This window comes from Streptomyces sp. NPDC040545, from assembly GCF_055595065.1.
The window spans coordinates 1-24,606 of the sequence record NZ_JBVIWA010000036.1; the positions used below are offsets into that span (position 1 = coordinate 1).

The 24,606-nt window shown below is 69.4% G+C and carries 20 protein-coding genes and 4 pseudogenes; 12 read left to right on the forward strand and 12 right to left on the reverse strand.

Going from position 1 to position 24,606, the window contains the following annotated elements:
* Positions 1-135 precede the first annotated feature (135 nt).
* The 7 genes and pseudogenes from ACZ573_RS37100 (at position 136) to ACZ573_RS37130 (ending at position 6,896) form a co-directional block, all read left to right on the forward strand.
* The gene (locus ACZ573_RS37100) at positions 136-1,830 is read left to right on the forward strand and encodes a replication-relaxation family protein (protein WP_471313094.1); all 1,695 of its coding nucleotides are present in this window, start codon (positions 136-138) and stop codon (positions 1,828-1,830) included.
* Positions 1,831-2,192: 362 nt separating this feature from the next.
* On the forward strand, positions 2,193-2,582 hold the full coding sequence (locus ACZ573_RS37105) for a hypothetical protein (RefSeq protein WP_385262724.1): 390 nt from the start codon (positions 2,193-2,195) through the stop codon (positions 2,580-2,582).
* Between the two features lie 642 nt (positions 2,583-3,224).
* The gene (locus ACZ573_RS37110) at positions 3,225-3,908 is read left to right on the forward strand and encodes a ribonuclease FAU-1 family protein (protein WP_471313097.1); all 684 of its coding nucleotides are present in this window, start codon (positions 3,225-3,227) and stop codon (positions 3,906-3,908) included.
* Between the two features lie 531 nt (positions 3,909-4,439).
* Positions 4,440-5,665, forward strand: a pseudogene (locus tag ACZ573_RS37115) (IS110 family RNA-guided transposase).
* Positions 5,666-5,719: 54 nt separating this feature from the next.
* Positions 5,720-6,028 (forward strand): hypothetical protein, encoded by a 309-nt coding sequence (locus ACZ573_RS37120; protein WP_471313099.1) that lies wholly within the window; start codon positions 5,720-5,722, stop codon positions 6,026-6,028.
* A gap of 202 nt (positions 6,029-6,230) precedes the next feature.
* Positions 6,231-6,515 (forward strand): hypothetical protein, encoded by a 285-nt coding sequence (locus ACZ573_RS37125; protein ID WP_471313101.1) that lies wholly within the window; start codon positions 6,231-6,233, stop codon positions 6,513-6,515.
* A 78-nt stretch (positions 6,516-6,593) separates the two neighbouring features.
* On the forward strand, positions 6,594-6,896 hold the full coding sequence (locus ACZ573_RS37130; RefSeq protein ID WP_471313103.1) for a hypothetical protein: 303 nt from the start codon (positions 6,594-6,596) through the stop codon (positions 6,894-6,896).
* 10 nt (positions 6,897-6,906) lie between these two features.
* Here the strand turns inward: ACZ573_RS37130 and ACZ573_RS37135 are convergent, their stop codons facing one another.
* The 3 genes from ACZ573_RS37135 to tap form a co-directional block, all read right to left on the reverse strand.
* Entirely contained in the window at positions 6,907-7,293 is a 387-nt protein-coding gene (locus ACZ573_RS37135; RefSeq protein WP_471313105.1) for a DUF6233 domain-containing protein, read from the reverse strand.
* Between the two features lie 238 nt (positions 7,294-7,531).
* Positions 7,532-8,086 (reverse strand): telomere-protecting terminal protein Tpg, encoded by a 555-nt coding sequence (tpg, locus tag ACZ573_RS37140; protein WP_471313107.1) that lies wholly within the window; start codon positions 8,084-8,086, stop codon positions 7,532-7,534.
* Between the two features lie 5 nt (positions 8,087-8,091).
* Entirely contained in the window at positions 8,092-10,182 is a 2,091-nt protein-coding gene (gene tap / locus ACZ573_RS37145; protein WP_471313109.1) for a telomere-associated protein Tap, read from the reverse strand.
* 185 nt (positions 10,183-10,367) lie between these two features.
* Here tap and ACZ573_RS37150 point away from each other — a divergent pair, with 185 nt between their 5' ends.
* Together ACZ573_RS37150 and ACZ573_RS37155 are read left to right on the forward strand one after the other, a co-directional pair.
* On the forward strand, positions 10,368-10,670 hold the full coding sequence (locus ACZ573_RS37150) for a hypothetical protein (protein ID WP_471313111.1): 303 nt from the start codon (positions 10,368-10,370) through the stop codon (positions 10,668-10,670).
* A gap of 69 nt (positions 10,671-10,739) precedes the next feature.
* Positions 10,740-11,027: a hypothetical protein gene (locus ACZ573_RS37155; protein WP_471313113.1), complete on the forward strand. Its 288-nt coding sequence runs from the start codon at positions 10,740-10,742 to the stop codon at positions 11,025-11,027.
* 26 nt (positions 11,028-11,053) lie between these two features.
* On the opposite strand, the gene ACZ573_RS37160 is transcribed toward ACZ573_RS37155, so the two are convergent.
* The 4 genes and pseudogenes from ACZ573_RS37160 to ACZ573_RS37175 all read right to left on the reverse strand — a co-directional run bounded on the left by ACZ573_RS37160 (position 11,054) and on the right by ACZ573_RS37175 (position 15,626).
* Entirely contained in the window at positions 11,054-13,360 is a 2,307-nt protein-coding gene (locus ACZ573_RS37160) for a DUF3376 domain-containing protein (RefSeq protein WP_471313115.1), read from the reverse strand.
* A 448-nt stretch (positions 13,361-13,808) separates the two neighbouring features.
* Entirely contained in the window at positions 13,809-14,474 is a 666-nt protein-coding gene (locus ACZ573_RS37165) for a hypothetical protein (protein ID WP_471313117.1), read from the reverse strand.
* Positions 14,475-14,612: 138 nt separating this feature from the next.
* Positions 14,613-15,185 (reverse strand): annotated as a pseudogene (locus ACZ573_RS37170) (HD domain-containing protein).
* A gap of 288 nt (positions 15,186-15,473) precedes the next feature.
* A complete protein-coding gene (locus tag ACZ573_RS37175; RefSeq protein ID WP_471313119.1) occupies positions 15,474-15,626 on the reverse strand; it encodes a hypothetical protein in 153 nt (50 codons plus the stop codon).
* Between the two features lie 251 nt (positions 15,627-15,877).
* Between ACZ573_RS37175 and ACZ573_RS37180 the strand changes: the two genes are divergently transcribed.
* Complete coding sequence (locus tag ACZ573_RS37180; protein ID WP_471313121.1) at positions 15,878-16,195, forward strand: hypothetical protein; 318 nt, start codon at positions 15,878-15,880, stop codon at positions 16,193-16,195.
* A 13-nt stretch (positions 16,196-16,208) separates the two neighbouring features.
* Here the strand turns inward: ACZ573_RS37180 and ACZ573_RS37185 are convergent.
* A pseudogene (locus tag ACZ573_RS37185) lies at positions 16,209-16,433 on the reverse strand (transposase); the annotation flags it as partial.
* 255 nt (positions 16,434-16,688) lie between these two features.
* Between ACZ573_RS37185 and ACZ573_RS37190 the strand changes: the two are divergent.
* Both ACZ573_RS37190 and ACZ573_RS37195 read left to right on the forward strand, forming a co-directional pair.
* A complete protein-coding gene (locus ACZ573_RS37190; protein ID WP_471313123.1) occupies positions 16,689-17,168 on the forward strand; it encodes a ricin-type beta-trefoil lectin domain protein in 480 nt (159 codons plus the stop codon).
* A 636-nt stretch (positions 17,169-17,804) separates the two neighbouring features.
* A pseudogene (locus ACZ573_RS37195) lies at positions 17,805-18,141 on the forward strand (hypothetical protein); the annotation flags it as partial.
* A gap of 927 nt (positions 18,142-19,068) precedes the next feature.
* Here ACZ573_RS37195 and ACZ573_RS37200 read toward each other — a convergent pair.
* The 4 genes from ACZ573_RS37200 to ACZ573_RS37215 all read right to left on the reverse strand — a co-directional run bounded on the left by ACZ573_RS37200 (position 19,069) and on the right by ACZ573_RS37215 (position 24,579).
* Complete coding sequence (locus ACZ573_RS37200) at positions 19,069-21,189, reverse strand: MMPL family transporter (protein WP_471313126.1); 2,121 nt, start codon at positions 21,187-21,189, stop codon at positions 19,069-19,071.
* Between the two features lie 332 nt (positions 21,190-21,521).
* Entirely contained in the window at positions 21,522-22,874 is a 1,353-nt protein-coding gene (locus ACZ573_RS37205; RefSeq protein WP_471313128.1) for an FAD-dependent oxidoreductase, read from the reverse strand.
* Positions 22,871-23,830 carry a UbiA family prenyltransferase gene (locus ACZ573_RS37210; protein ID WP_471313130.1) on the reverse strand — a complete coding sequence of 320 codons (960 nt, stop codon included), beginning with the start codon at positions 23,828-23,830 and terminating at the stop codon, positions 22,871-22,873. The genes ACZ573_RS37205 and ACZ573_RS37210 overlap by 4 nt, the downstream gene beginning before the upstream one ends.
* Positions 23,827-24,579, reverse strand: a complete 753-nt coding sequence (locus tag ACZ573_RS37215) for a methyltransferase domain-containing protein (protein WP_471313132.1) — start codon at positions 24,577-24,579, stop codon at positions 23,827-23,829. The genes ACZ573_RS37210 and ACZ573_RS37215 overlap by 4 nt, the downstream gene beginning before the upstream one ends.
* Positions 24,580-24,606: the final 27 nt, after the last annotated feature.

Here is a 24,606-nt window from a genome sequence, read left to right on the forward strand (position 1 = left end):
ACAACCTCGCCCTCGCCGGATAGGCAAGCGGCCCGCACCGCGACTGACCCTGCCCAGGGCGACTCAAAGATCATTTACGGGACAGCCCTTAGGTCGACACAGGTCTGGAAGCCGACCGGAGTGCGAAGGAAGGAAGTGCTGAAGGCTCTGGGGATCTTCCAGCGAGCTACCGCTGACCAGCTGTGGCGGATGCTGCGCCCCACCGACCGGCATGACCGGATTACCAGGGACACCCTGAACGCGTTGAAGGACTCGGGCCTGACCCGGGTGGAGACGCGACTGGAGTCGGGACACCAGCTGTGGGTGCTCACCGAGAAGAGCCACAAGGAAGCCAAGCTGCTGCTGCCGAAGAACGTACGGATCTCCGCGCTGCGCAAGCTGGAGTACGACGACGGAGGCCGGCCGGTGGAAGCCGACGGCTACGACGAACACGCCGCCGCCGTCACCTCGACCGCCGCCGTGCTCACCGGAGCCGGGTACGGCACCCCACTGTCCTGGCAGACGGAGATAGCCCACCGCCTCCCGTACGGCTACACCCAGTACGCCGACCTGACGATGCGCGCCCCGGCCGCCGGAGTGCCCGCGATGCTCCTGGAGGTCGACCGCGTCACCGAGCCCCTCGACGACCTGGTAGCCAAGCTGCGTCGCTACAGCGACTGGTTCGAGCTCCTGGCACCGAAGGCCGATGCGGACAAAGAGCGGGCGGCACGGGGCGCGACGGTGCACGACTTCCGGCTGTGGTCGCGGATCTACCCGCCGACCGGCCGCGAGGGCTACGTGCCGGTGGCGTTCGTGTTCACCGGGAAGACGGCGGCGCAGCGTGAGAGCCGGATGCAGCGCCTGGAGCACGCCGCCCGCACGTACTTCGCCGGCGCTTCGTACCCGGGCCGCGGCGCGGGCATCACGGCCGTCGACTACCACCAGGCGGTGCCCGTCGTCGTCACCGAACTGGAGCGGATCACCGCCGACCCGGCCGGGGCCGCAGGCGCGGTGTGGCGCGGGCTCGGCCGCGAGGAGTGGCAGACCCTGCCCGAAGCCCTGAACAACCCCAACGGCGACCGGCTATACGCCGCGCAGTGGAAGGAAGCCCGCGACCAGCGGGCGGAGCGGGAGGCCGCAGAGCGGGAGGCGAAGCGACCGGTCTGCGCGCGGTGCGGGGCGAAGTTCTCCGACGAACGCTGGCAGCAGGTGCGGCAGTCCTCGTGGCCCGGGAAATGGGACGACCTGTGCGGGGAGTACGCGAAGGAGTCCGTCGCCCGCGCGGAGGCCGAGCGGGCGGCGCAGCGCCCGGACGAGGACGTCGCGGCGGGCACGGCGGCCGTAGCGCAGACATCGAAGACCCGGGGTCTGTTCAGGCGTCGCGGGTTGCTGCACGACCTCGGGGAGTCTGGGCAAGCCGCCCTTTTCGAGGACGGCTTGCCCAGCAGGAGACGGGTGGGCTCAGGAGCCGAGTGCTGGTGGGTTGCTGTGGTGGCACAGCCGGGGCCACAAGGGGTGCTCGGCGAGGGCGTCAAGCAGGATCGCGGCCACCGACCGGTCGACGGTTCGGGTGCGCTTGACCTCGTCGATCACGAAGGGCGTTCCCCGGGCCCACAGCTCGCGGGCGGCCGTGTTCATCCGCCGACTGACGACGCCCGTTCGGCGCACTGTGCCCGGAGGCTACCCGGCGCGCACTGCCGCAACGGGGTATTCCGGGGGAGTGGGCAAGCCCAAGGGGACCCTGGGCAAGCCGCCTCGGTGGGTGGCTTGCCCACCCTGGCCGGAGCGCGCCGGGCGGGGCGGCGTCGGCCACGGCCCTGCTGCGGAGATTCCCGGCGAGGCTGCGGCTGATGATCTGTGACAGCGAAGTTGGACGGATTGCCACCGAAGTTGGACCAACACTGTTCAGGGACGAGAAAGTTGGACCGATTGGGGTGGGAGCATGCTCGGTGCGGGTGCCTCGCTGGGGTGCCTCGCTGGGGTGCTTCGCGGTTTTTTGGTATGTGATCGTGTGGTTGGTTTCTACCGTCGCGGGTGACGAGCCCGCCGAGGTGCGCGGGCGTTGAGGCGAGAGTGGGCGGAAGTGGTGCCGTCGTTGATGGCCGCGTTGCAGGCCAGAGCGGACAAGGTCCAGATGTGGGCCGGGCGGGACGGTGGCGGCGGGCCCACCGGATTTCCGGGCGGTCGGGCCGTCAGCTAACTAGGATTGGCCCATGACTAGTCGACGTCAGCTGATACTTCGCCTGTCACTGCCCCTGCCCCTGCTGTTGGCGTCCACGCTGTCACTGGCGGCCTGCAGCTCGACGCCCTCCAAGGCCACGGTGGCGGCGCGCGAGTTTGCCAAGTCCGCCTGCGCCTCCCTGCAGCAGCTGACCGACCAACTCGCCCGCCCTAGGCCGTCAAATCTGACCGACCCCTACTACCAGACCGCCGAGCAGTACCTGAACACGGCGACCAACCGCGCCGCCGACGCGGCTCAACAGGACCACGGCTACCAGGAGTTCGCCGACACCCTGCACCGGGCGGCCGAGACCTGGCAGGTCACCTTCACGCTGGACGAGGCCGAGCCGCTGATCCAGCAGGCCCGGAAGGAGAAGTGCTGACGCTCTCGACGGGAACCTAGTCGGGTGCAGATCTTCTGGGTGTGCCTGTTCGTCCTGGCTGACCTGCCGTTGCCCCTTCCAGCCCCTCAGGCCGAATCCCTGGTGCTCGGACCACTCCTTCGAGCACGAGTTCACCAGAGGCTGTGACCAGCGGGAATGTGCGGCATGCGGAACCTCCGCGGCCCACCTCGAGCCGTCCCGCGCCCGCCAGTGGTGCTCGGGCACCTGCCGGCAAAGAGCGGTCCTCCGGCGAGCCGGACTCCGGGATCGCGCAGCTCAAGCCCCTGCCGGTCCAGCTTCGCTGTCACCAACCATGCAGTGATCCATCTTCGCCGGCGTAAACAGCCGTCCGTCCAACTTCGATGACGAGCGGTCCAGCTTCGCTGTCACAGGTCAGCTGACCGATGGCCGGTGACCGGTCGGCGGGGGAGTTGCATGGATCGGTCACGGCGCTGACGTGCGGTTTGACCGATGGACCGAGGAAATCGGTCACGCCTGACCCAGTGACCGATCTGTCGGCGGGCAAGCCGAAGGCTTGGCTGGGCAAGCCGCCCCCGGACGGCGGCTTGCCCACCCCGGCCGGGGTGGGCTGAGGTGGGCAGGCCGGGTCGACAGCACGGTCCCGGACCGGAGGAGGAAGCGGTGCGCGGTTTCGAGACGGGTCAGACGGTCGTGCGGCGTGACGTGCACCGGTCGGGCCGGGTGTGGAGCGAGCAGGCGCTGCGGGTCGTCGCCGACACCGGCGAGGCGCTGGTGACGGCCTGCGCGCCTGGAGCGCAGGCCCGGTGGCCCGCCCTGTACGCGCAGGCCCGCGCGGAGGGGGACCGGTCGGTGCGCACGGAGGCGTTCGACGCGATGGCGGCCGGCCGGTGGGAACTCGAGGACGCCGTGTGGCAGGAGACCGAGCTGCTGCTGTGGAAGCCGCCCACGGCCTGGTTCAGCATCAACGCCTTCTACGTCCCCGACGGGTACGGGCGGCTGCGGAACTGGTACGTCAACTTCGAGCACCCCACCCGCCGCGCCGAGGCCGGGTTCGACACCCTCGACCTCACCATGGACCTGGTGGTCACGCCCGACCTCACCCGCTGGGAGTGGAAGGACGAAGACGAGTACGCCCACGTGCGGCGGCTCGGAATCGTCTCCGACACCGAGCACCAGGCCGTCGACGCCGCCCGCGGTGAGGTCCTGGCGATGCTCGCCGAACGCTCCGGGATCTTCGCGCAGGCCGAGCGGTGGGCGGCCTGGAGGTGGGAGCCGGCCTGGCCAACCCCGTGCCTTCCCTGGCCCCCGGCAGCCGCGGAGAGGGTTGCACCGGAAGGGGGCTGAACGGTTGCCTGCACGGTTGCTTTCAGCGGGGGACCGCAGGTGTGACCGGGAGCGGGAGCCCGACAAATCAGACACCATCCGTTGTCCCCGGTCAGCCCCACTGGGCAAGCCTGTCCGCGCCGACGACACCTCTAATTCGTTAGTAATTAGAGGTTCTGGATCTCTGATGGGGCCCGGGGCGGCGTTGGCCAGCCCAGGGCAGGACGTGCGTGGTCCGGTCGGTGCCGTGGTGACCCCTACGACACCTCCGACCGATCAGGTCTGTGGAAAGACCGGTGGCGCTGGGTGCCGGCCGGTCCTCGCACGTTCTGCCTCCGAAGGCCCGTCAGGTTCGGGAACCTTGATGGATGAGCTGCCGTACGGTGACGCGTTACTCCTCACGAGCCTTGAGCTCTGGACACGGCGTGCGCCCGTGCGGTTCGGCGGTGCCGCGCACGGCTGATGAGGTGGCGGACCTTGGAGTCCTGGAATTCGTGCGCCGTGCGGCCCGTGTGCTCGCCTTCAAGAACAGCACCGGCGAAGGGGCGGGGAATGGACATGTTCTGCGGGATCGACTGGGCGGAGGGACACCACGACGTCGCGATCATCGACAACACCGGCAAGCAGCTGGCCAAGTGCCGCATCGACGACGACCTGGACGGCTACCAGCTCCTGCTCGACCTCCTGGCCGAGCACGGTGACAGCGCCGAGACGCCGATCCCGATTGCGATCGAGACGAGCCGGGGCCTGCTCGTCGCCACCCTGCGGACCGGCAGTCGGCAGGTGTTCGCGGTCAACCCGATGGCTGCCTCCCGCTACCGCGACCGGCACGGCGTGAGCCGCAAGAAGTCTGACCCCGGCGACGCCCTGGTCCTGGCGAACATCATCCGCACCGACATGCACATGCACCGGCCGCTGCCCGCGGACAGCGACCTGGCCCAGGCCATCGGCGTCCTCGCCCGCGCCCACCAGGACGCGATCTGGAACCGGCAGCAGCTCGCCAACCAGCTCCGCTCGCTGCTGCGCGAGTACTACCCCGCGGCGATCGAAGCATGGCGGGACAAGGCTGGCGCACTGACCCGGCCGGATGCCAGGAAGGTCCTCGGGGCGGCTCCCACCCCAACACTCGCTGCCCAGCTGCCCACCTGGAAGCTCCGGCTGATGCTGACCAACGCGGGCCGCAAGCGCGGCATCACAGAAGACGCAGAACGTCTTCACACGTTGTTCCGACAGCCAGCTGCCCGCCTGGCGCCGGCAGTCGAATAGGCCATGGGCATCCAGGCCAAGGCCCTGCTCACGCAGCTCAATGCCGTCTGCAAGGCGTCGACGAGCTCGCGAAGGCCGTCGAGCGGACCTTCCGAACCCACCCCGACGCACCGATCATGCTCAGCTTTCCCGGCGTCGGGCCCGGAGTCGGCGCTCGTCTCCTGGCCGAGATCGGTGACGACCGCACCCGCTTCGCCACCGCCGGTGGCCTGAAGGCATACGCGGGCTCGGCCCCCATCACCCGGGCCTCCGGCAAACGCAAGTACGTCGGCCGCCGGTTCGTGAAGAACAACCGGCTCAACCACGCCGGCTACCTATGGGCCTTCGCCACCCTCAGCCACTCACCCGGAGCTAATGCCCACTACCGGCGGCGGCGCGAGGCCGGAGACTGGCATGCCCAAGCCCTGCGGCACCTGTTCAACCGCATGCTCGGCCAACTCCACCACTGCCTTCAGAACCGGGTGCACTTCGACGCATCCGTCGCATTTCCTCCTCCAGCCGCAGCTGGATGATCACTGAGGATCGGGCTCATGACAGGCTGTCCCCCTGAGCACGGAGGGGGAGCCATGGCAGAAGTCGGCGGATGGATCTGGGGTCGCAACCTGCGGTCGTTCCTGGAGTTGCTGTCGCACTACGTGGGCTACGGCTTCGATGCCACCGACTGGGAGACGGTGGCACTGGCGCTCGAGGCGACCGACGACGAGCGGACCGACGGCTGGTACTCGTATCCCTTGGTCGGCGAGCATCGACAGGTCGAGATTCGGCTTGCCCGCGCGGTTGGCGGCGATGAGGTCAGGCTGGCCGTGAAGGGAGCTCTGACGCCTGAACTGGAAGTCCGAGCAGACACCCTGCTGGCCGCCTTTGCGGCTGGCTGACCAAGGTCAACTTGTCCCGTTAGCCGCATGAGGTGTCTTACCCACGCGATAGCCGTGGGGCAGAGGTCCTCTTCACTGCCCGGGGCCGGCGGCCACGACGCGACGCTAGCGAACTCCGTGCTCTACGTTCCCGCTCGCTCGATCCCGCGACCGCGTCTCCACCCGGGAGACCACGCGCGGCCGGTCGGAGAGGACCGTCACCATGACCTTCATCGAGCCCGGCCTGTACGTAAGCAACGGCTTCGCCGAAGGACCGCTCGCCGACGCCGCACTGTCCCGTGCGGCCCGCGCCGGGCAGCTTCTCGACGAACTGCAGGAGCAGGCGCCCACGATGACCGACGGCCAACTGCACGACGGCGTGCACCGGGCGCTGCGCCGCTTCACCCAGGAGCAGCCGCCCACGTGCAAGGTCGACAGCATCACCGCGCTGATCCGCCGCGGGGTGCGCATCGACTGGCCCGTCACCGACCGTCTGCCCTGTGCCTGACGCCCGCCTCGCGGGAGGGGCCGGACTATCGGGCGCCGCCGGCCTCACACTGTCGGTGGCGACTGGAAGGCTGGCCGGATGAACGCCGATGGCGAACAGCTGCTGAGAGGCCGGGTGTACGGCCACGACCACGACGAACCCCACACGGGCCCGCTGCCGCACCAGACGTACGCCGTCCTGGTCGGCGGGCCGCTGGACGGACTGCTGCTCGACATCACCGGCTGGCGGCCGGAAGAGATAGACGACGGTGTCGCCCTGATGACGGAGCTGAGGCGGTGGCCTGGCGGCCGGGCGCTGTACGACCCGCTCCCCGGCGCACCGCGCCCGCCCGGCGGCCCGGGCGTCGTGTGCCGCTTCCACTACTCCGGCGACACACCCTGACCGACGCGCGTCAGGAGTCGCCGATGTGGTCGAAGCTGCGCAGCATCGGCGTCAGCTCCTGAGCGCACCCGCACAGCGTGCACAGCCGCGTCCCCGGGTTCTCCGCGACGTCCAGGGCGCGCTGCACATCGAGCAGCGGCGCCCCCTCGGGCGCCTCTTCACAGTCCGGCGTGTGCAGCACACCGCGGGCTGGGCCCCGACCCTCGCGCACATTCACCTCGCGCACATTCGCCAGGACCCAGCCTGAAGGCCGGCGCTCCCCGAGGACCTCGCGGACCACCGACTTCGGCGGTGCCGGCGGAAGAGGCTCGGTGGGGACCTGGTCGTAGTCGACGCCGTCGACCGGCCATACGTGCTCAGGCGCCCGGACCCACACCCGGTACTCCGTGGCGTCCACGCCGCCGTCCTACTGGTGGAGAGGCGGTTTTTCGACTGTGCGCGATTCCTCAGCTTGGGGCTGGACTTCCGGGACTGGGGGAGGCGCTCCGTCTCGTGCCTGCGCCTTCCCGCCGGCGGACTGTTCCGACGTCGCCGACCGAGTCGCGCAGTACAACGCCCGAAACTACGGGACGGCTGTGGGGCGGCCCCACGGGGCCGCCCCACCTGGTTCGCCGGGATGGGCTGTCGTGGTCTCTTCAGAATGAGACGTCGATGTAGTCGATGTCGGTGAATTCGACTTCGAGGTGGTCGGCGCGGGTTCCGCCGTCCTTGAAGTAGATGTCCTGCAGGCCTTCGGCGACGATCGCCCGGAGTTCCGGATCGCCGGCGCCTTGCTGCTGGGCGTTGAAGAGGCGCTGCGCGTAGGCGGGCGGGAGGTGGACGGTGAGGCGTCGCATGCGGCCGTCGTCGGTGGTGCCGATGGGTGCGGTGTAGCCGAACCGGGCGCGGGTCTCGACGGTGATGCCAGTGCGGGTGGCGGCTTCCTTACGTCGACGGTTGCGGACCTTGGGCTGCCAGCGGGCCCGTACGGCGGCGTCGATCCGGTCGGTGATCGCCTTGGGCGGCGTCTTGCGTTCCCCGGTTCGGTAGCGCTCCACGGACCGCTGGCTGACCCCGAGCGCGGCGGCAACGGCCTTCGTGGTCTTCAGCTGGCTCATCAGGAAGTTGATGCGGCCCTTCAGCGTTTTGGGCGGCTCCCGCGTGAAGACCTCCCGGTCGGCCCGCTCCAGGGCGTCGTCGATGTCCCCCACGGCTTCTATTCTCCTTCGTCGGTGACGGCATCGCCGCCCTTGATGTGGCGGGCAGGGTTGAGGCCTTTCTCCATGACGTCGACGGCCCACGCCATCTCCTGCACCCCTTCGACCTTCGCCAACCCTGGTGTCGCTCCGAGGCGGAAGGCGCCGGGGAGGGGCTTGCCGGAGGTGGTGTAGGGGAGGAAGTCGAGCGGGGAGGGTCCGGGGCTGGCGTAGACGACGCAGTCCGACAGCACGCCGAGCGGGTACTGGCCGGTGGCCTTGGCGGTGTTGGCCATCTTGCGGTGCATGTTGACGCGGGCCTTGGAGATGACGGCTGCCCTGATGTCGGGCCGCCAGGTCGGCCGCTCCAGCGCCAGCCACCGCTCCCCGTCGCGGTAGTGACGTCCTTGGGGGCGTGCGCGGAGCTTGCCGATGCCGCCCTTGACGGTGGCCTTGATCGCGGCCAGCACGGCCGCCATGGCGGGGTCGACCTGCTTGTGGTGCTCCATCGCGGTGAGGAACTGCCGGTCGTCCAAGTCCGGGGTGACGCCGAGGTCGGCGAGCGTGTCGGCGTAGGCGGTCTTGAGGCGGTCGTGCCACGGATCCAGATAGGCGCCGGTCTCCCGCCGCAGGAACGCCTCGATCGGCCGGACCTCGATGCCGAGTTCCTGGGCGTAGGCCAGCGTGTGGGTCTGGTACCAGGCCGGCCCCGTCGGCCGCTGCCCGGACGGCGTGAACGGCGACGGCAGACGCGGATCCAGCTCGATCCCCGACAGGTCCACTAGCCAGGAACCGGGGATCTTCTTGTTGAAGGCCGGGCGGTGGAAGTGGTCGGGTGCAGACAGCCCGACGACCAGGCGGGCGGAGGCGGCGAGGAACGCGGTGTTCAGGTCCAGGCCGACCGCGTACGGCAGCAGGCACTCCTCATCCGACAGCAGCTCCACGTCCCGCACCCACTGGAACGCCTCCTCGTCCAGGAAGCCGCCCGTCCACCCCTGCGCGACGGGATGCTCGGTCGGTGCCTCCGGCGGGGCGGGGTCCATCGGCTCGCTGCCGAGCGAGCCCGGGTTGTACGCGGACGCCCACTCCCCGGTGGTGTCGTTCTTCACGGCGCGGGTCGGCGGCCGTAGCGCGGTCATCAGCTCCAGCCCCGACGTGGCGGTGGAGCCGCGCGGGGTGATCACCCGCGCCGCGTACGTACCCAGCACGCGGGCAACATCGGCCGACTCCATCTCCGCCACCCCCGGCCACGACCGTGCATCGAGCGCGTCCCACGACAGGACCGCGAACTGCACGCACTGCCGCTGCCCGGCCTGAGCGGGCCGGTAGATGCGCGCCCAGGGGCCGAAGCCGCGCTGCGTCAGCTTCCACTTCGCCCGGGCGACCTGCTTGACGACGGGGTGGTCGTCCTCCAGGCGCAGTGAGCGGCGCTGCTCGTGGCCCTCCAGCCGCTCGGGCAGCCCCAGCTTCACGGCGGCTGCCGCGGTCAGTACGACCAGAGGATCGGAGTCCTTGCCGTTGCGGTTCAACCGCGCGGCGCCGAGCCCGGACTCCTCCAGCGTCCACTCCACCAACTTCGGAATCGTGGTGGCCGGGCAGTCGAGGACGATACCGTCCATGCCGTATGCGCTCCCGTCACCGTCCAGGACCACAAGCGGGCCGTGCGGGAACCGGGGGTCGATGGGCACCGACGGGGTGGCTTTCCTTGCCGGGTGGCGCGACGTCGCCGACGGCGCCTTCACGACCGGATCCACCGCCGCGGCGGTGGAGGCCTCGGCGGGCTCGGCAGACTCGGCGGGCTGTTCCGCGGGCCCGGTGAACGCCTCCGGAACCGCCGCAGACGTGGGTGCGACGGCGGCCGGTGCCGGATAGCGCTCGGCCCAGCCGTCCAGTAGCCGCAGATAGGCCTGAAGGCGCGGTGGCCGCGGCTCGGAGCGGCCGTTCTCCCAGTTCTTCACCGTCTGCGGCGTCGACTTCAACGCGGCTGCGAGCCGGGCCTGGGTGACACCGGCCGCCTCGCGCAGCCGCGCCCGCTCCGCGGGGGAGGGCAGCTGCGGCTCGCCCTCCAGCAGTGCGTCCACCGCGTCGAACAGTTCTTCCTGGCTCGGCATGGCCCACCTCCACCCCGAACCCTAGCAAAATTAACCCCACCTAGATTTTGGATTTAACCCTACTGGGTGTCTTGTTTTTGGGATGTGTCGCGGAGTCCGGTACCCAACTGCACTGGTTGTTGGGGCCGTCCGGGTGTGGGCGCGCGTGCGGCTGGGGCAGGGTCGCAGGCGGGATCCGGCCGGCGGTGTCGGCGGGTGCGTGGGAGAGGGACGGTGTGCTGGTGGAGTGGGACTGGTGGACGGTGGATTTCGGTGATGCGGACGCGGGCGCGGCGGGTGTACTCGTGGGCGGCAGTGAGCCGGGTCCGGTGTACTTCGATGTCGGAAGCGGTCCGGACGTGCCGTCGACCACGCACTGGTCGGCCTACGACTGCCGGGCCCGCCGCCCGCGCGCCGAGACCCTCCGGGCCGTGTGCGCGCGCGGATGGCGCAGCGCTGCTCAATACCCCCTGGACTGGGACACGATCGGCGGCCAACCCCTGTACTAAGCGGACGTCGACCTCGCGGGACCGCTCGCGGACTGGACTGCGCACCTGTCCGTTGTCCGCGATGCGGCCGTGCCGCTGCCCGAACGGGTGGCCGCGCTCCTGGTCGAGATGACGGACCAGCTGACCACCACGGCCGCGGACGCGCCGTTGGCCGCGCTGCGCGCCGCCGGAGTGCTGGAGCGGATCGCCGCCCGGGTGGGCAGGCAGACCGCCGGCGCGCTGCGCGACGGCGGTATGTCCGCCGAAGCGGTGGCCGCCGCGCTCGGCATCGCCCGCCTTCACAACCTGGTACTCACCGGAAATTCTCCGCCTGCTCGATCAGTAAGTCACACTGCCGAAGGATGCCACCTCCCGTAGGACCCGCAGGACGTTGAACAACAAGGTCAGAAGCCCGTGGTCCGCAACCACAGGCGCAGGGGGCGCCGGATCGCGCGGGCGATGATGTGAGCTGGCCACCGAAGGACGGCGGGGTGCTCAAGGTGGGCTAGTCCGTCAGCGGCGGAGTCGACCAGGTTGCGCACGAGGTCGCGCCCCCGGCGGCCCGGTCGATCCTTGAGATCTTTGAGGAGCCCCGACAAGGTCAGTCCCAGCATCGACTCCATACGTGCGGACAGTTCGTTGGGCTTGACACCTTCGCTCTTGAGAACCGCCAGCTGAGACTCCAGTACCCAGTCGTCGTCCAGGTCGAGTGCACGGCCAAGGTGGGCAACGGCGTCCAGGCGGCCGAGCAGCCAATCCCAGTCTCGCCAGTCGGCATCGCCGAAGGCGCCGAAGTGCGCGAGCTGAGTGCCGTAGAGCTTGCTCTCGGCGTTGGCCTTGACCTGGTCGCTCAGGTCCGCGCCAAGCACCGGCATCGCGACATCCGGGCCAAGTCGCAAGAACCTAAACGGTGCAGCGGAGCGCGATGGAGATCGGACATGGAAGGCGCGAGAGATCACCTCGACATGAAGTGCAGTTTGCAAGACCTCGTCTGCGCTCAGTCCAGGCCCTGCTGCGCGGCAGTAGGATGCCGTGGCCTCGGAGACGAGCCAGGCCAAAGACTCGGTCAACCGTAGATCTTCAACAGCCTGGTTGATGATGCCCCCGACGGTCTGGGCCGGAGCATCACCTGCCCCCTCGAGCCCGAGACGCAAACGATCGGTAAAGGCCTGCTTCACGGCGTCAATGCGTGGCAATGATTCGGTACTCAGCTCGGTCAGGCCCTCTGACACTTTGGCGTTCCCCGGAGCCTCGTCCAGGCGTCGCCGCAGGTCACGCAGGAACAAGCGCACCGTCCGCTCGGCTGCGGTGATGCCCCACCGCCAAGGAGCAACGGTCAGAGCGGCAGTGTCGGGATCTGGTCTGCTCGGCACCCAAAGCGGAACCGTACCTCCCAGGTCTGCGGAAGTTTGGGTGGCGGCCAGCGAGGTCGTAGCGACGAGCCGACGAGCTTCGAAGATGCCGCCAACGGTCCGGCCCTGGCGATAGGTGTTCAGCATGAGGCGAGCGGCGGCGGCTGCCTGCTTGCGCTGATCCGGCATGGTCAACAGAGTGGCGAAGAAGTCTCTACTTTCGGCGTGGAGACCGTCTGCCTGCTCTAGGAGGGCTTGGACGTCTTGCACGTCAGCGCGCAGGTCCGCTTCCCGCGGATGTTGAAGCGCCGAGCTCAGGACGCGAGTCCATCGTGGCTCAGGTTCAGCCCCTTCCACCGACGCGTGGGCGCCGCCTGAGGGCACCACGTAGACCAGTAGTCGCTCGACACGTCCGGAAAGCTCCCGGCTGGCGATGGCTTCCAGCACTGGTCCGAAAGGTGCATTGTCCAAGACGCCGCCGTCCATGAGCCACGATGCATCGCCAACCCCTTGCACCCGAACACGGTCCGACACCTCTGGTTCGGGGACCGGTGCGAAGGCCAAGGGATAGGAAGCGGAGGCTCGAGCGATTGAGGCGAGCACGTTGGGCAACCCAGTACTTTCGTCGAAGTCGTTACGGGGAGCGCTTTCTGGGAAGGCCTCCGTCGGCGGCTCTCCCCAGGAGCCGGCCTGGTAGGTGTACTGACGGGCTGGCTTCTCAAATCGGAAGACCCGGCGGTGATCAGCGCAGGTCAGCGGGTTACCGAATGCGTCCCGGTAAACCCGCGCGTCCGGTCCTGTCGAAGTGGCCGTGACGAACAAAGTTACGGGTGGCGACTGTGCCGGTTTTCCCCCGGCTGGATTTACTGGGCTCTTGATTTCGCGGAGCGCTTTATCCACGGCGCGAGCGAAAAAGGCGCCGTCAAGAATGGAGGGGCGTGGACGCTTACCATCCCGAGGGAGGAGCCTGTCGAACTGCAAGGATGCGTCATCCCGCCAGACCTTCCTCAGCTTGGAGTAGGTGTCTGAGGCATCCGCCTCCGGGGCGGGGTCCAGAGCGGTGCCTCGTGCGATCGCGGTAGCCAGCAGCGTGCCGTTCAAGCCGCCGGCGCTCGTTCCCGCGACGACGTCGACGATGACACGACGCTGCGGGCGCCCCGACGAACCGCTGCAAGCAGCCCGCCACCGCTCGAACATGGGCTGATCGTTCGTGGGGACCGTACTTGGGGGCACGTCGGGATCTGATGCGCGGCGCAGTAGGTCGATCTCGTGCGTCACGCCACCCATCCAGACGGCGAGACTCACGCCCCCGTTCATGACGAGCGCCAACCGAATTTCTTTATCCTCAGAAACATCCATACATGCCACAATCGTCTGCCATCGCACTCAGCGCACGCCGTCAAGGGCCATACGGCTGCGCGACTTAACGGGGCTTGCCCACCCCGGCTTGCGCAGGAGAACGCAGGCTTGCCCGGCGAGCAGCCGGTGTCGGCCTTCGCTCCGGCTGAGGGGGTTGCACCGGGCGAAGGCTGGACGGTTGCACCCAGCGGGTGCTGCACAGGTGGGCTGGCAGTTGCACCGGGACCACTGTCGGAGGTGGGAGCCCCCCACGCCGGCCCGACTCCGGCGTCGTCGGCCCTGGGGCCCTCAGCCGCCTTCCGTGCCAGCTGGGAGACATCGTCCGCTGAACGCTCGTCACCGTTGTTGCCGGTCTCCACCGCCAGAAAGACGGCGAGGCAGTCGTCCGTGTCGCAGATGACGGCCACTCCTGCAGGCATGCGCTCTCCTCCTCGACCGTCCGGAGCGGTCAGCGGTTGTTGCGGTAGGCGATGATGCCGCCGGCGACCAGGCCGCGGCCCCGGGCGGTGCGGAACTCCTCCAGCCGTTTGGCGTCGGTGTACCGCTCCGGTGTGCTGTCCGGTGGGGTGCGCACTCCGAGCTGGGGGCCGTAGAAGCACACCGCGTATCCGTGGTGCAGGGCGGCGGAGTACCAGTCGGGTGAGGCCGGGACGGTGATGCGGGAGTAGACGCCGCCGTCGGGGGAGCGCAGCTCGATCCGGTCGTCGACCAGCCGGTGCAGGGCCCAGCCGGGGATGGTCCGCAGGTCGGCGATGCCGCGGGGGAAGCGCCGCATCCCTAGTGCGAGGGCGCCCTCCACCTGGATCTCGGTGGGCGGGCCGCCCGGGATCCGGGTCATCATCGCGCGCTCGGGCTCGAACAGGGCCACCGGCATCGGGACCTCGCCGTCGGTGGTCTGCACGGTGCCCGTCTCGGGGTCGATGCCGGTGGCGACCTGCCCCAGACCGAGGGCGGGGGAGTCCATGTAGAGCAGCTGGCCGTGGTCGTCGACGTTGTTGCTCAGCTGTTCCCCGGCCGCCAGGATCTCCGCCTGGCTGACGGCCCGGTCGTCGATGTGGAATCGCTGACGCGGCGGCTGGTTGCTCCGCTGCTTCTTGGGCTTGAACCGTCCCATCGAGGCACCCCCTTGGTGTGTGACCAGCCAAGCCTCAGCCAGGCGTGAGCGGCGGCACAAGACCGCCTCACGCCAACCCCCGGGCCGAACGGCAAGAGGCCCCCAGCAGCGCCGGGGGCCTCGCCGGGGCGGTGCCGGTCAGGGCAGGAGGTTCTTCTGCCACTGGAACGAGGCCATGCTCAGCGCGGCGTCCGCGAGGGCCTTCGCGGACGGGGTCCTGAGCGAGGCGAGGCTGGTGTCGATCCAGTTCTGGGTGAGGCTGTAGCCCTGCTCCCTGTACTCGACCTCCTGGACCAGGCACTCCAGCTTGTCGGCGTCGCGGGCGACGACCGCCTCCGGGGTCTCGCCGGCCTCGTACTCGTCGACCGCGCTCTGCACGCCGGTGCGCACGGCCGGGTGGGCGTTGGCGACCTGGTCGGCGGTCACCTCCCCGTTCGGGGCGGCCTTGATGTACTTCCGGCCGATGTGCGGGATGTCCCCGACCCGCGTCTCCTGGCTGGCGTGGAACAGTCACACCAGCGCAACCTTCGCGGGGTCGGCGCCCTCCATCATGGCGAGCACCGAGCCGATTACCCCGACGCGGAAGGAGTGCTCCGCCACGGACTCCGGCTGCTTGTTGCCGGTGAACCACCAGCCGGTCCGTGCGACGCGCTTGAGCGCACCCATCTCGGAGATGAAGCTCGCGGTGCCCCTGGTGGTGTCGTCGGCCATGAGGTCCTCCGGTGTCAGCGGTTGTGATCGAAAACGTAGTGGACGTGGGCCAGCTCCCGCCGCGATCTTTCCGACAGCGCCACCCCGTCCAGGAGTTCGCCAGCCTGCTCGCGCAGCGGCCCGACCAGAGGGCCGGCGGCCTGCGCAAGCCACGGGAACGCGGTCAGCAGCGCCCACAGCGAGTGTGCGTACAGGTCACCGGATCCCAGCCCGACAGGTCGCGGTCTCGCATGAACGTGTCGTCCGGTTGCGGCAGCGGCAACGCCCCCAGCCACAGGGCCCAGTAGTTCAGTTCGCGGCCTCGGCGGTGTCGTCGTCGGCCAGGGCGCGGTCGATGAAGTCCAGCAGCGGCTGCGGATCCCCGAGGCGGGCCAGCGCCGTGGCGGTGGGGGGGGGCCTCCGCCCAGTGCGGCGACCAGCCCCGCCGGGCCAGCACGTCACGGCGCTGGTGGAGGGTGTGCGCGGTCCACGCGGCCGCGTCCGGCCCCGGGTCGTACGAGGTGAGGTAGAGCGCCTGGCGGTGCAGCAGCACCCCGCCCTCGCCCTGCCGGGCCGCCGCCTCGGACAGCACGTCCGGGCCCCTGTCCACCGGAACCGCTTGCCCGCCGGTTGGCCCCGGCTGGAGGGTGGCCAAGTGGTGCGTCGGCGCACTCAATCTGTGGCAATCTACTTTCCGTTGGGGGGATCAACTTATGATCGAATACGTCTGCACCGCATGCCCCTTCCAGGCTGACGGTCTCGAAGATCTGCAGCGGCACTCACTGGAGACGGGCCACGTCGGCATTGGTAAGACCGAGGCTCCGCCAGCTGGAGGCAAGCTCTCCAAGCTCACCAAGCGTCTGCTGGTAGCTCAGGGCGTGACCCTTACCGCCCTCGGAGCCTCCGTCTTGGCGTGCACGTACCTGTACGCCAAGTGGCAGGATGCAGAGGCGGAGAATACCTACCTGAAGTCACCGAGCGGAGCAGGCCGCAACCTCAAGCGCCATGACCAGGGCCGCGACAAGGAATGAACTGAGCAGTGCGCCCCGTCCGCGGCCCCTTTTTACGTGCGCCGGCGGCGTGCTGGTGGGCCCGGTTGACCGTGGAGTCGACGGCGACGGTCCACTCCACCCGGCCCACCGCGTCGTCGCGGACCTGCACATGCTCCGACAGCCTCGCCCACGTGCCGTCCGCCTCCCAGCGGGCGAACCACTCGTAGACGGTCTGCCACGGCCCGTACCGGTCCGGCAGGTCACGCCACGGAGCCCCGGCCACCGGGCGGACGTGAACGAAGCCGGGGTGGCGGGGAGCACGTCAGGAGCGGTTCATTCTCTTCGGACATCGACTTGCCGCCGGTATCGGATCATCACATGTGGCGACTCGTTGGAATGAATGGACTACGCAGAAACCGTTGGCCAATCCATGGGTGATGTTACCAATTACCCAGCGCTCGGAACCGAGTCGGGGATGCATTTCGCGTCCATTCGCGCATCCCACGCCTACTGCAAGAACGGATTCCACCCCATGGCAATCGCAGTCCGCAAGACGCTCGCCGTCGCGATGCTGGCCCTGACCGCTTCCCTCCTGCCGGTGGCCGGGGCGGAAGCCACCAGCGCCTCTGCCCCGGCCCTGCGTGCTCCCGGTCTCTACTGCCTGGCCAACACCTGGGACACCCCGAAGGTCTCCACGAAGCCGTGCGACGCCGCTGACCGCGGGCAGCACTGGACCCTCTCGGGCCAGCAGATCTCCCTCCGCAACGCTCCTGCCTACTGCCTCGCCAACACGTGGAACGCCCCGGACGTCTCGGTGAAGCCGTGCGACCCCAAGGACCAGGGCCAGTACTGGACCGTCTCGGGCCAGCAGATCGCCCTCACCTACGCTCCGGCGTACTGCTTCGCCAACACCTGGAGCACCCCGAACCTCTCGACCAAGCCCTGTGACACCGGCGACCGCGGCCAGCGCTGGGTGATCTTCAACGACCAGATCAGTCTCGCCGCCGCCTGACCCCGCCCCACCGCGCCCCGCCCCCGCCACTCGAGTCGACGGGGTATCGACCGCGGCTCTTGTCCGGAGCGCCCGGCCGGTCCCTCAAGTCCCTCAGGTGGTCGCCCGGCCGCGGAGATTGCCGGTTGTGTCGGTACTTCGTGGGTGGGCGGAGCGTTGGCCTGGTGTGCTCCCGCAGATACCGCGGCAGGGGCTGCTTCCGGTCTGGAGACGCGTGTACCCACCCCCTGACAGCACCCTGCCCGTCCAGGTTCCGCCGCGCCGTTGGCATCCCCTGCCGGCGGTCCCGGCCGTGGTCGTCGCGACCCTTGTGGTTCCGCCGTTGGGGGCGGCGCCGGCGTTCACGGTCCGCTGGGACAGGGCGGGCCGGGCGGTGACCGTGGGCCTGGCGTCGATCTGGTTCGCGGTCCTCGTCCTCGCCGGCCGCGGCCCGCAGCCCGTGCATGACCGTGCCGGGCCACGACCTGTCCCGGCGCCACGGTCACGGTCACCGCTCCGCCCCCCGGCCCCCACGGCCGCGGGGGCCGACGTCCCGGTCCCGGGGACGGTAGCGCCCTCTCCACCGGCTTCAACCGGTTCCGTACCACCCGTGCCAGCGCCAGCGTCGACGCCCGGCCGTACCCGGGCACCGCCCGATCCCGCTATGCCGTCCCCCACTGGCGCCTCAACGTCTTCGCCTCCCTGCTCGCCGCCCGCCTCGGAGAGGAGACCACCGCCGTCCCAGCCCAGGACGCGGCCCGCGGAGCTCCCCGCGACCCTGCCCCGGTTCGCCACCCACCTCGAGACGCACCGCGGACCCATGCCCGCCCGCTCCGGCGACACCACCTCCGGCACCGCCCACGCCCGCGCCGCACTGGACGCCCTCCCACCGGAGAAGCACTCCCTGACCCTCCGCCTCCTCATGACGGAGGTCGAACAGTCCTGGCTCCACCCCCAAACGCCCGCCCGGCCGCGCGCGGGTGGGCGGGCCTGAGCACTACAGGGGACAGCCGTGGAGCGGGGGCCGCCGGAGCGGCCCCTGGCTCTGTACGTGAGTAGCGGCTCTGGCTCAACTGCTGTGGTGTGCCCCCGCCTCGCTCGCAGAACGTGACGCCCCACTGCCGGCCGGCCGAGCCATTCGCCAGGTCTTGCGTACACAGACGACTGCCACAGCAAGCGCGACGATCGTAAAGAAGACGATCAGGAGGGGGCTCTTGCACCTGGTCGCGGTTACGACCAGGTAGACGAAGACCGCCCAGTCCAGCCACGTCCGCTTTATCGACGCACCGATGCGACTCACCATCCCTCCCGGCGCGACAGTAGACCACACAGCGCAAGGCGTCACTCAACGTATGCACATCACAGAAGTTGTGCCAGAGCCACAACCCGTGAACAAAGCCGGTCATCGTCGTCTCACGGCGCATCGACAACAAGACGGCCACTGGGAACACGCATAGTGGTCACCTCCTCGATACCCGTCACAACGATGGGCGTTGTCGGATCGTCATAGACGGTCCCGAGGTGAGCGCCGGGCCTGAAAGCCGCCTCCAGGTACCAGGCGGCCTCAGGCCGGCTGCCGGCCGCGCGTCCCCGGCCCCCTTCATGTCTCACCCCTCCTCACCGCCCGGTCGGACGGCCAACCGAAGATACGTGGCCCCCGCTGACATCGGCCCTCCCACACCGGCGGTCGAGACCGCCACAAGCCAGCTCGCAGTCGTTGGTGCAGTCAACAGGCCGAACATGCTGCTGATATGGGGTTGGTGGGAACCCCTTTTCTCTCGGGGTGGATCGGCTGTGGTGTGACGTGGGGTGAGGTGGGTCCGTTGAGCTCCTGGGACTCGTTCAGCCGTCCGGGCAGAAGTACTGGACGTCCTCGATGACGACCTGGAGGTCGTCGCCGTCGCCGATCACGGGCTGCGGTTCAGGAGGTGGTGATGGGTTTTCGCCAGGGTGCAGGGGTCCACCAGTTGGCGGGGCCGAGGGCTCCCATGACGGCGGGGACGAGGATGCCGCGTACGAGGACGGCGTCGACCAGGGCGCCGATGGCGATGCCGAGGCCGGTGAATTTGAGGAGGCTGACGTCTGAGGTACCCATGGCTGCTGCGGACAGGGCGACAGCTGCGGCGGCACTGCTGACGAGCCGGCCGGTGCGGGCGATGCCGTCGATGATGGCGGTGCGGTTGCTGCCGGTGCGGTCGTATTCCTCGCGGATGCGGCCGAGGAGAAAGATCTCGTAGTCGACGGACAGGGCGAGGGTCACGAAGAGGGTGAACAGGAGCATGGGGGTGTCGAGGGTTCCTGTCATGGTGAAGTCACCGAGCAGGGTGCGGCCGTAGCCGTCTTGGAAGAGGACTACCAGGATGCCGACGCTGGCTCCCAGGCTGGCCACGGCGACCAGGAGCGCTTTGAGCGGGGCGATGATCGTGCGGGTGTAGCCAGCGAGGAGGGTCAGGAGTGCGCAGGCCAGGAGGAGAAGGCACAGGGGCATGGCGTTGCGGATGGCCGTAAGGGTGTCGGCGACCTCTGCGGCCCGGCCGCCCACCAGGACGGCCCCGGGTGCGGTTGTGGCGCGTACGGCCCGTACGACTGCTGCCGCCTGCTCGGTGCCGGGGTCGGCGGCGGAGACGAGCAGGAGCACGGCGGCGGGGGAAGGGTGGCCGGTGGGGATGGGTCCGTTCGCGGGCTGGGCGGGGCGCACGATGCGGACCCCGATGATGTGGGGGAGGCGGGCCAGTCGTTCCGTGTAGGCGGGCAGACCTCGGGCGGTGTCGGGGCCGGTGACGGCCAGAGTCAGCAGCCGTTCGGGTGGGGCGGCGAAAGCGTCCCTGACGTTCTGGGCGGCCGCCGCCGCCGGGGCGGAGGGCGGCAGAGTGCGCTCGTCCGCCAGGCCGAGCCGGGCGTGGCCGAGCGGCAGGGTGAGACCTGCCAGCAGGAGGGCCGTGAGAGCGGTGGTGAGCAGGGGACGTGTGGTGACCGTGCGGGCGGCGGACCGCCAGAACCTGCTGCCGTTCTCGTGGTGGGTGCGTCGCCACCGGGACAAGGGGTCGAAAGCGTAGGTGTGCGGGCCGAGCAGACGCAGGAGAGCGGGCAGCACCAGCAGGGCAACGGCGGCGGACAGGATCGCGACGATCATGCCCGCCATGGACAGGGCGCGCAGTACCGGAACGGGCACCACCAGTGCGGCGGCCAGGCAGGCGGCGATCGCGGCGGCGGAGAAGGCGATGGACCGCCTGGTGGAGTGCAGCGCGGTGGACAGCGCCCGCTGTGCGCTGTCGCCTCGTGAGCGCTGCTCGCGGACCCGGGCCAGGAGAAAGAGGCTGTAGTCGACTGCGAGCCCCGCGCCGATCGCCGAGGCTGCGTTGACCGCTGCCCAGGAGATTTCGGTGACCTGGGCGAACAGTCCCAGCACAGGGATGGTGCAGCCGACTGCCAGCGCGGCCATCAGGACCGGCAGGAGGGCGGCCACGAGGGAGCCGTAGGCGAAGACCAGCAGCAGGAACAGTACGGGAGCTGTGATCAGCTCTGCCCGCATGAGGTCGCGTGCGCTTGTTTCGTCGATTTCCTCGTTGGCGGCAGCCGTGCCGCTGGCTTCCACCCGCAGGCCGCCGGCCGCCGTGCCGGCGGCTTTCGTCAGACGGGAGACATCAGGCGGGGGCTGCCCGTCCATCCTCTTCAAACGGGCAGCGACCAGCATGGTCTTGCCGTCCCGGGAGCGCAACCACGCGTTGTCGTGCGAGGTGGGGGCCCATACGCCGGCCACATCGCGGTCGCCGGCCAGGGCTGCGGCCACCGCCGCGACGCCGTCTTCCAGGGGCGGCTGCGCCGGGTGGGCTCCCCCGCGGGACAGGGCGAGGAACAGGTCCGGGGAGGGAACACCCAGCCGTTCGGCCTGCCGCTGGGCGTGCACCGCTTCGATCCCGGTGGCCACCGAGCCGCCGGTGGTCAGCGATGCCACCGCAGCCGGCGCCAGGACACCGGCGCACAGCGCGGCCAGCGTTGCCAGGACCACGATCAGCCAGGCTCGTCGTCTCGACGCGTCCATCAGCGTCCCCCTCTGGTGTGTCGTAGGCACTGTCCGACGATCACGGCGCGGCCCGGTGCGTGCCGTGGTTCTGCCTCCGCCTCCGCCTCCGCCGCCCCGGCCCGCCCCGGCCCGGCCCGTCCGGGCGGGCCGGCGCCGCAGTAGCAGGTGGGTACCGCGGAGCATGAGCCGTCGCGACGGTCTCGGGGGCCTGGTGGCTGTGAGGCCAAGGGCAGAGCCGGCCGAGGTGTCGAACGCTGTCAGGCAGCGGCCGGTCATCCCCGGAACGTGGAGGTGCTCGCCGCGTGCCGGGCCGGCCAGGTCGGTTGGCACTGCAGCTGTGGGCGGTCCGGTCACTCGACGGTCCCTGTCCCAGGTTCCTGAGGTCGCAGTGCCCCGAGGAGAACGCGTGGGCGTATGAGCGCGGTCGGCCGGTCGATCAGCCCTGCGACTCGCATCAGGGCGTTGGTGACGGCGGGGTCCTTCGCCGCCGCATGGTGCAACCGCGTCACGTACGCGTTCCCCATGCGCGCGGTGAGCCCACGATGCCCACGACGCCCTTCCATTCCGGCGTACTTGAGGTCGCTGGTCGTCGAGATGAACCACGGCTGGTCGACGATCCTCCCGACGTCGCGCATGAACGCCATGGTGCTCGGCGTGCCGCGGGACAGGTGCCGGTGCAGGGCCATCACTTCCATGGCCGCGACGGTCATGCCTTGGCTGTAGTTGGGGTTGAGGCTGCACACTGCGTCGCCGAGCACGAGTAGCCTCTCGGGAAGGCGCGGCAGCCGTTCGTAGCGTCGGCGCACGCTAGCCGGGAAGCGGAAGCAGACGGGGGCGCTCAGCGGCTCGGCGTGCCGAATCTGCTCGTAGACGTCAGGGACGGGCAGGGACCTGGCGAATGCGAGAAATCCGCCGGGATCGGTCGGTGGATGGTCGCCGAGGATGCCGGTCAGCGACACGATGCACGTTGTGCGGTCGACCTGACCGAAGAACGCCCCTCGCGGGAACTCGCGTGATGCGATGCAGTTGATGAACTGCATGCCGTTGAGCATGTCCGGGCGGCGTCGGTAGAGCCGTGTGGTGTAGGCCAGCCCGATCGTCATCCGCTGCTCGACGGGTCGCTGGTACCCCAGCTCCTGCAGCCATACCGGCGTGCGCGATCCGCGGCCGGTGGCGTCGACGAGCAGGTCGGCGTCGAGATCGAATGCGCTTGCGGCATCCGCTGCCGTCGAACGCAGCCGGACCCCGGTCACGCGTCTGCCGTCCGGTGTGGACAGAAAGCCGAGAACGTCAGTCCGGTCCAGGAAAGTGACGCTGGGCAGTGCGGCGACTTCGTTGCGGAAGTACTCCTCCAGCACGGGCCGCTGGGCCGTCACGGACGGCAAGCCGGTCCGCATGGACCGGAACGGCCGGGCGTTGAAGTACCAGCGCTGCTCGCCCAGATCCCCCACGGGAAGCCTTGCGTGCCGCATGTCCCGAAGGAGGTTCGGAAAGAGCTCCTCCAGGATGCGGCAGCCGCGGGCGTGCAGTCCGTGGGCATGCCCGGCATGGGGAGTGCCGCGCCGCGGCCCACTCACGCCGACCACCCGGTCGCGGTCCACGACGATGACTTCACGGTAGAACTCCGAGAGGACACTGGCCGAAAACGTTCCGGCGATGCTTCCTCCGAGTACGACAGCCCGGTCGCCAAGGCTTTGGTTCATGAGGGGAGCCCCGTGAGGAGCGCGGTGGCGAGGCCGAGGAACCCGAGGTCGATGGAGATCAGCACGAGGAACCGGGCCTTGCGCAACTCGCGGCGGTACACCCCGTAGTACAGCTGGGCGAGTTGCAGTGCGACCGCTGGAGCACCGAGCACGATGAATCCTGCGTCCAGCCGTGTCGTGGTGAAAAGCAGAACGAGCAGTACGGCGTTGACCGCGACCAGCACACGAAGTACGACGGCGAACGCCAGGGGCGGCAGGACGACAGCAAGGGTTTTCCGGGAGACGGCAGCGTCTCCTGCCCGGTCGGAGGCGTTTCCGTACGACACCACCAGGAGCAACCACAGCCCGAACAACGCACTCATGAGGAGTGCCTCGCGGCTGACGGTTCCGGCGGCGAACCAGTAGGGCATGAGTACGGTGCAGACACCGGTGAAGAAGATCGTCGACTCGAGCCCCAGCGGCCGGTAGCTCAGCTTGAGGCCGCAGGAGTACTGGACAGCGAGAGCTGGCACACTGAAGGCGACCACCATGGCCGGTAAGGAAACCCTCCAGTCCAGAACGCCGGCGGCAAGCGGGATCGTGAGCATTCCGCCGATCCACGCCACGACGGCGAACCCGATCGCCTCGGGCAAGGTCAGCGCACCGGTCAGCAGTGGTTTCCTCACCATCGTCACCAGTGGCCGCCCCGCGTAGTTACGGGCGTCACTGCCGTCCAAGAACCCGCTCACGTCGTCGGCGGCTGACGCGCTCCACTGGATGGCCAGCGTGCCGACCAGCATGAAAGCCATGGCGAGCAGCGTGTCGGCACTCAGGAAACCGTCCGATCGCAGGAGCAGCAGCCCCAGGGCCCAGCCATAGACGTAGTGGTAGACCCGGGCCTTGGCGAGCCTGAGGTAGCTGACAATTTTGGGCCGGGGCCTGATCGAGGCGGCGACCGGCGTGTGCGTGGCGGTCACGCGCTCCTCAGCTCATCGCGGACGCCGACGGCCTCGAGCAGTTGGAACGTCACTGGAACCTCACCGGCCCGGCGGGTCGTCCGTTCCCGCTCGGTGAGCCGCACACCGCACTGGGCAGCCAGCGAGTTCAGCCGGCCGGGGTCACCGAGGCTGTTGAACCCCAGGAACAGGCGACCCGAATCGGTCAGCCGTGCCAGCCCCTCACGCAGGTACCTGTGGTGCGCGGCATAGCCACGGTCGAAGATCGCGTGCTGCATGGGGCGTGTGTAGAGGAACTCCTCGGGGGCGCAGATGACGTTGGAGTTCCAGAACACCACGTCGAACTGTTCATCGGGCGCCAGGGCGTCGTACAGATCGCTGTGCAGCACGTTCATCCGGTCGGTCACACCGTGGCGGGCGGCGTTGAGCTCCGTGTTGCGCACGGCCTCGGGGCTGATGTCCACCGCGGTGACCCGCGAGCACCCCGCCAGCGCCGCCATCACCGCAGTGACGCCGGCTCCGCAGCCCACCTCCAGAAAGCTTCCCCCTGCGGGGAACGGCAGCCACTGGGTGAACAACTGGGTGGAGTCCGTATGGACCGGAGCGAACACCTGGGGACTGAGATCCCACCGCAACCCCAGCATCTCGAATTCCTGCGGCCTCCTTCCTCCTTCGTGCCGCTCCACCAACTGCAGGCCGACTTTGAAGAGAGCGTCACCACCGGGCGCAGCAGCGGGAGCGAGGGGTGAGGGGACATACGGGCTTGCCATGACAGTTCCTCGTTCGGGGTGATGGCC

Coding starts and splice junctions, on each gene's coding strand:
- ACZ573_RS37105 (WP_385262724.1), top strand. CDS start 2,193: ATGACTAGTCGACGTCAGCTGATACTTCGCCTGTCACTGCCCCTGCCC.
- ACZ573_RS37120 (WP_471313099.1), top strand. CDS start 5,720: ATGGCAGAAGTCGGCGGATGGATCTGGGGTCGCAACCTGCGGTCGTTC.
- ACZ573_RS37125 (WP_471313101.1), top strand. CDS start 6,231: ATGACCTTCATCGAGCCCGGCCTGTACGTAAGCAACGGCTTCGCCGAA.
- ACZ573_RS37130 (WP_471313103.1), top strand. CDS start 6,594: ATGAACGCCGATGGCGAACAGCTGCTGAGAGGCCGGGTGTACGGCCAC.
- tap (WP_471313109.1), bottom strand. CDS start 10,182: ATGCCGAGCCAGGAAGAACTGTTCGACGCGGTGGACGCACTGCTGGAG.
- ACZ573_RS37160 (WP_471313115.1), bottom strand. CDS start 13,360: ATGGATGTTTCTGAGGATAAAGAAATTCGGTTGGCGCTCGTCATGAAC.
- ACZ573_RS37165 (WP_471313117.1), bottom strand. CDS start 14,474: ATGGGACGGTTCAAGCCCAAGAAGCAGCGGAGCAACCAGCCGCCGCGT.
- ACZ573_RS37180 (WP_471313121.1), top strand. CDS start 15,878: ATGATCGAATACGTCTGCACCGCATGCCCCTTCCAGGCTGACGGTCTC.
- ACZ573_RS37190 (WP_471313123.1), top strand. CDS start 16,689: ATGGCAATCGCAGTCCGCAAGACGCTCGCCGTCGCGATGCTGGCCCTG.
- ACZ573_RS37200 (WP_471313126.1), bottom strand. CDS start 21,189: ATGGACGCGTCGAGACGACGAGCCTGGCTGATCGTGGTCCTGGCAACG.
- ACZ573_RS37205 (WP_471313128.1), bottom strand. CDS start 22,874: ATGAACCAAAGCCTTGGCGACCGGGCTGTCGTACTCGGAGGAAGCATC.
- ACZ573_RS37215 (WP_471313132.1), bottom strand. CDS start 24,579: ATGGCAAGCCCGTATGTCCCCTCACCCCTCGCTCCCGCTGCTGCGCCC.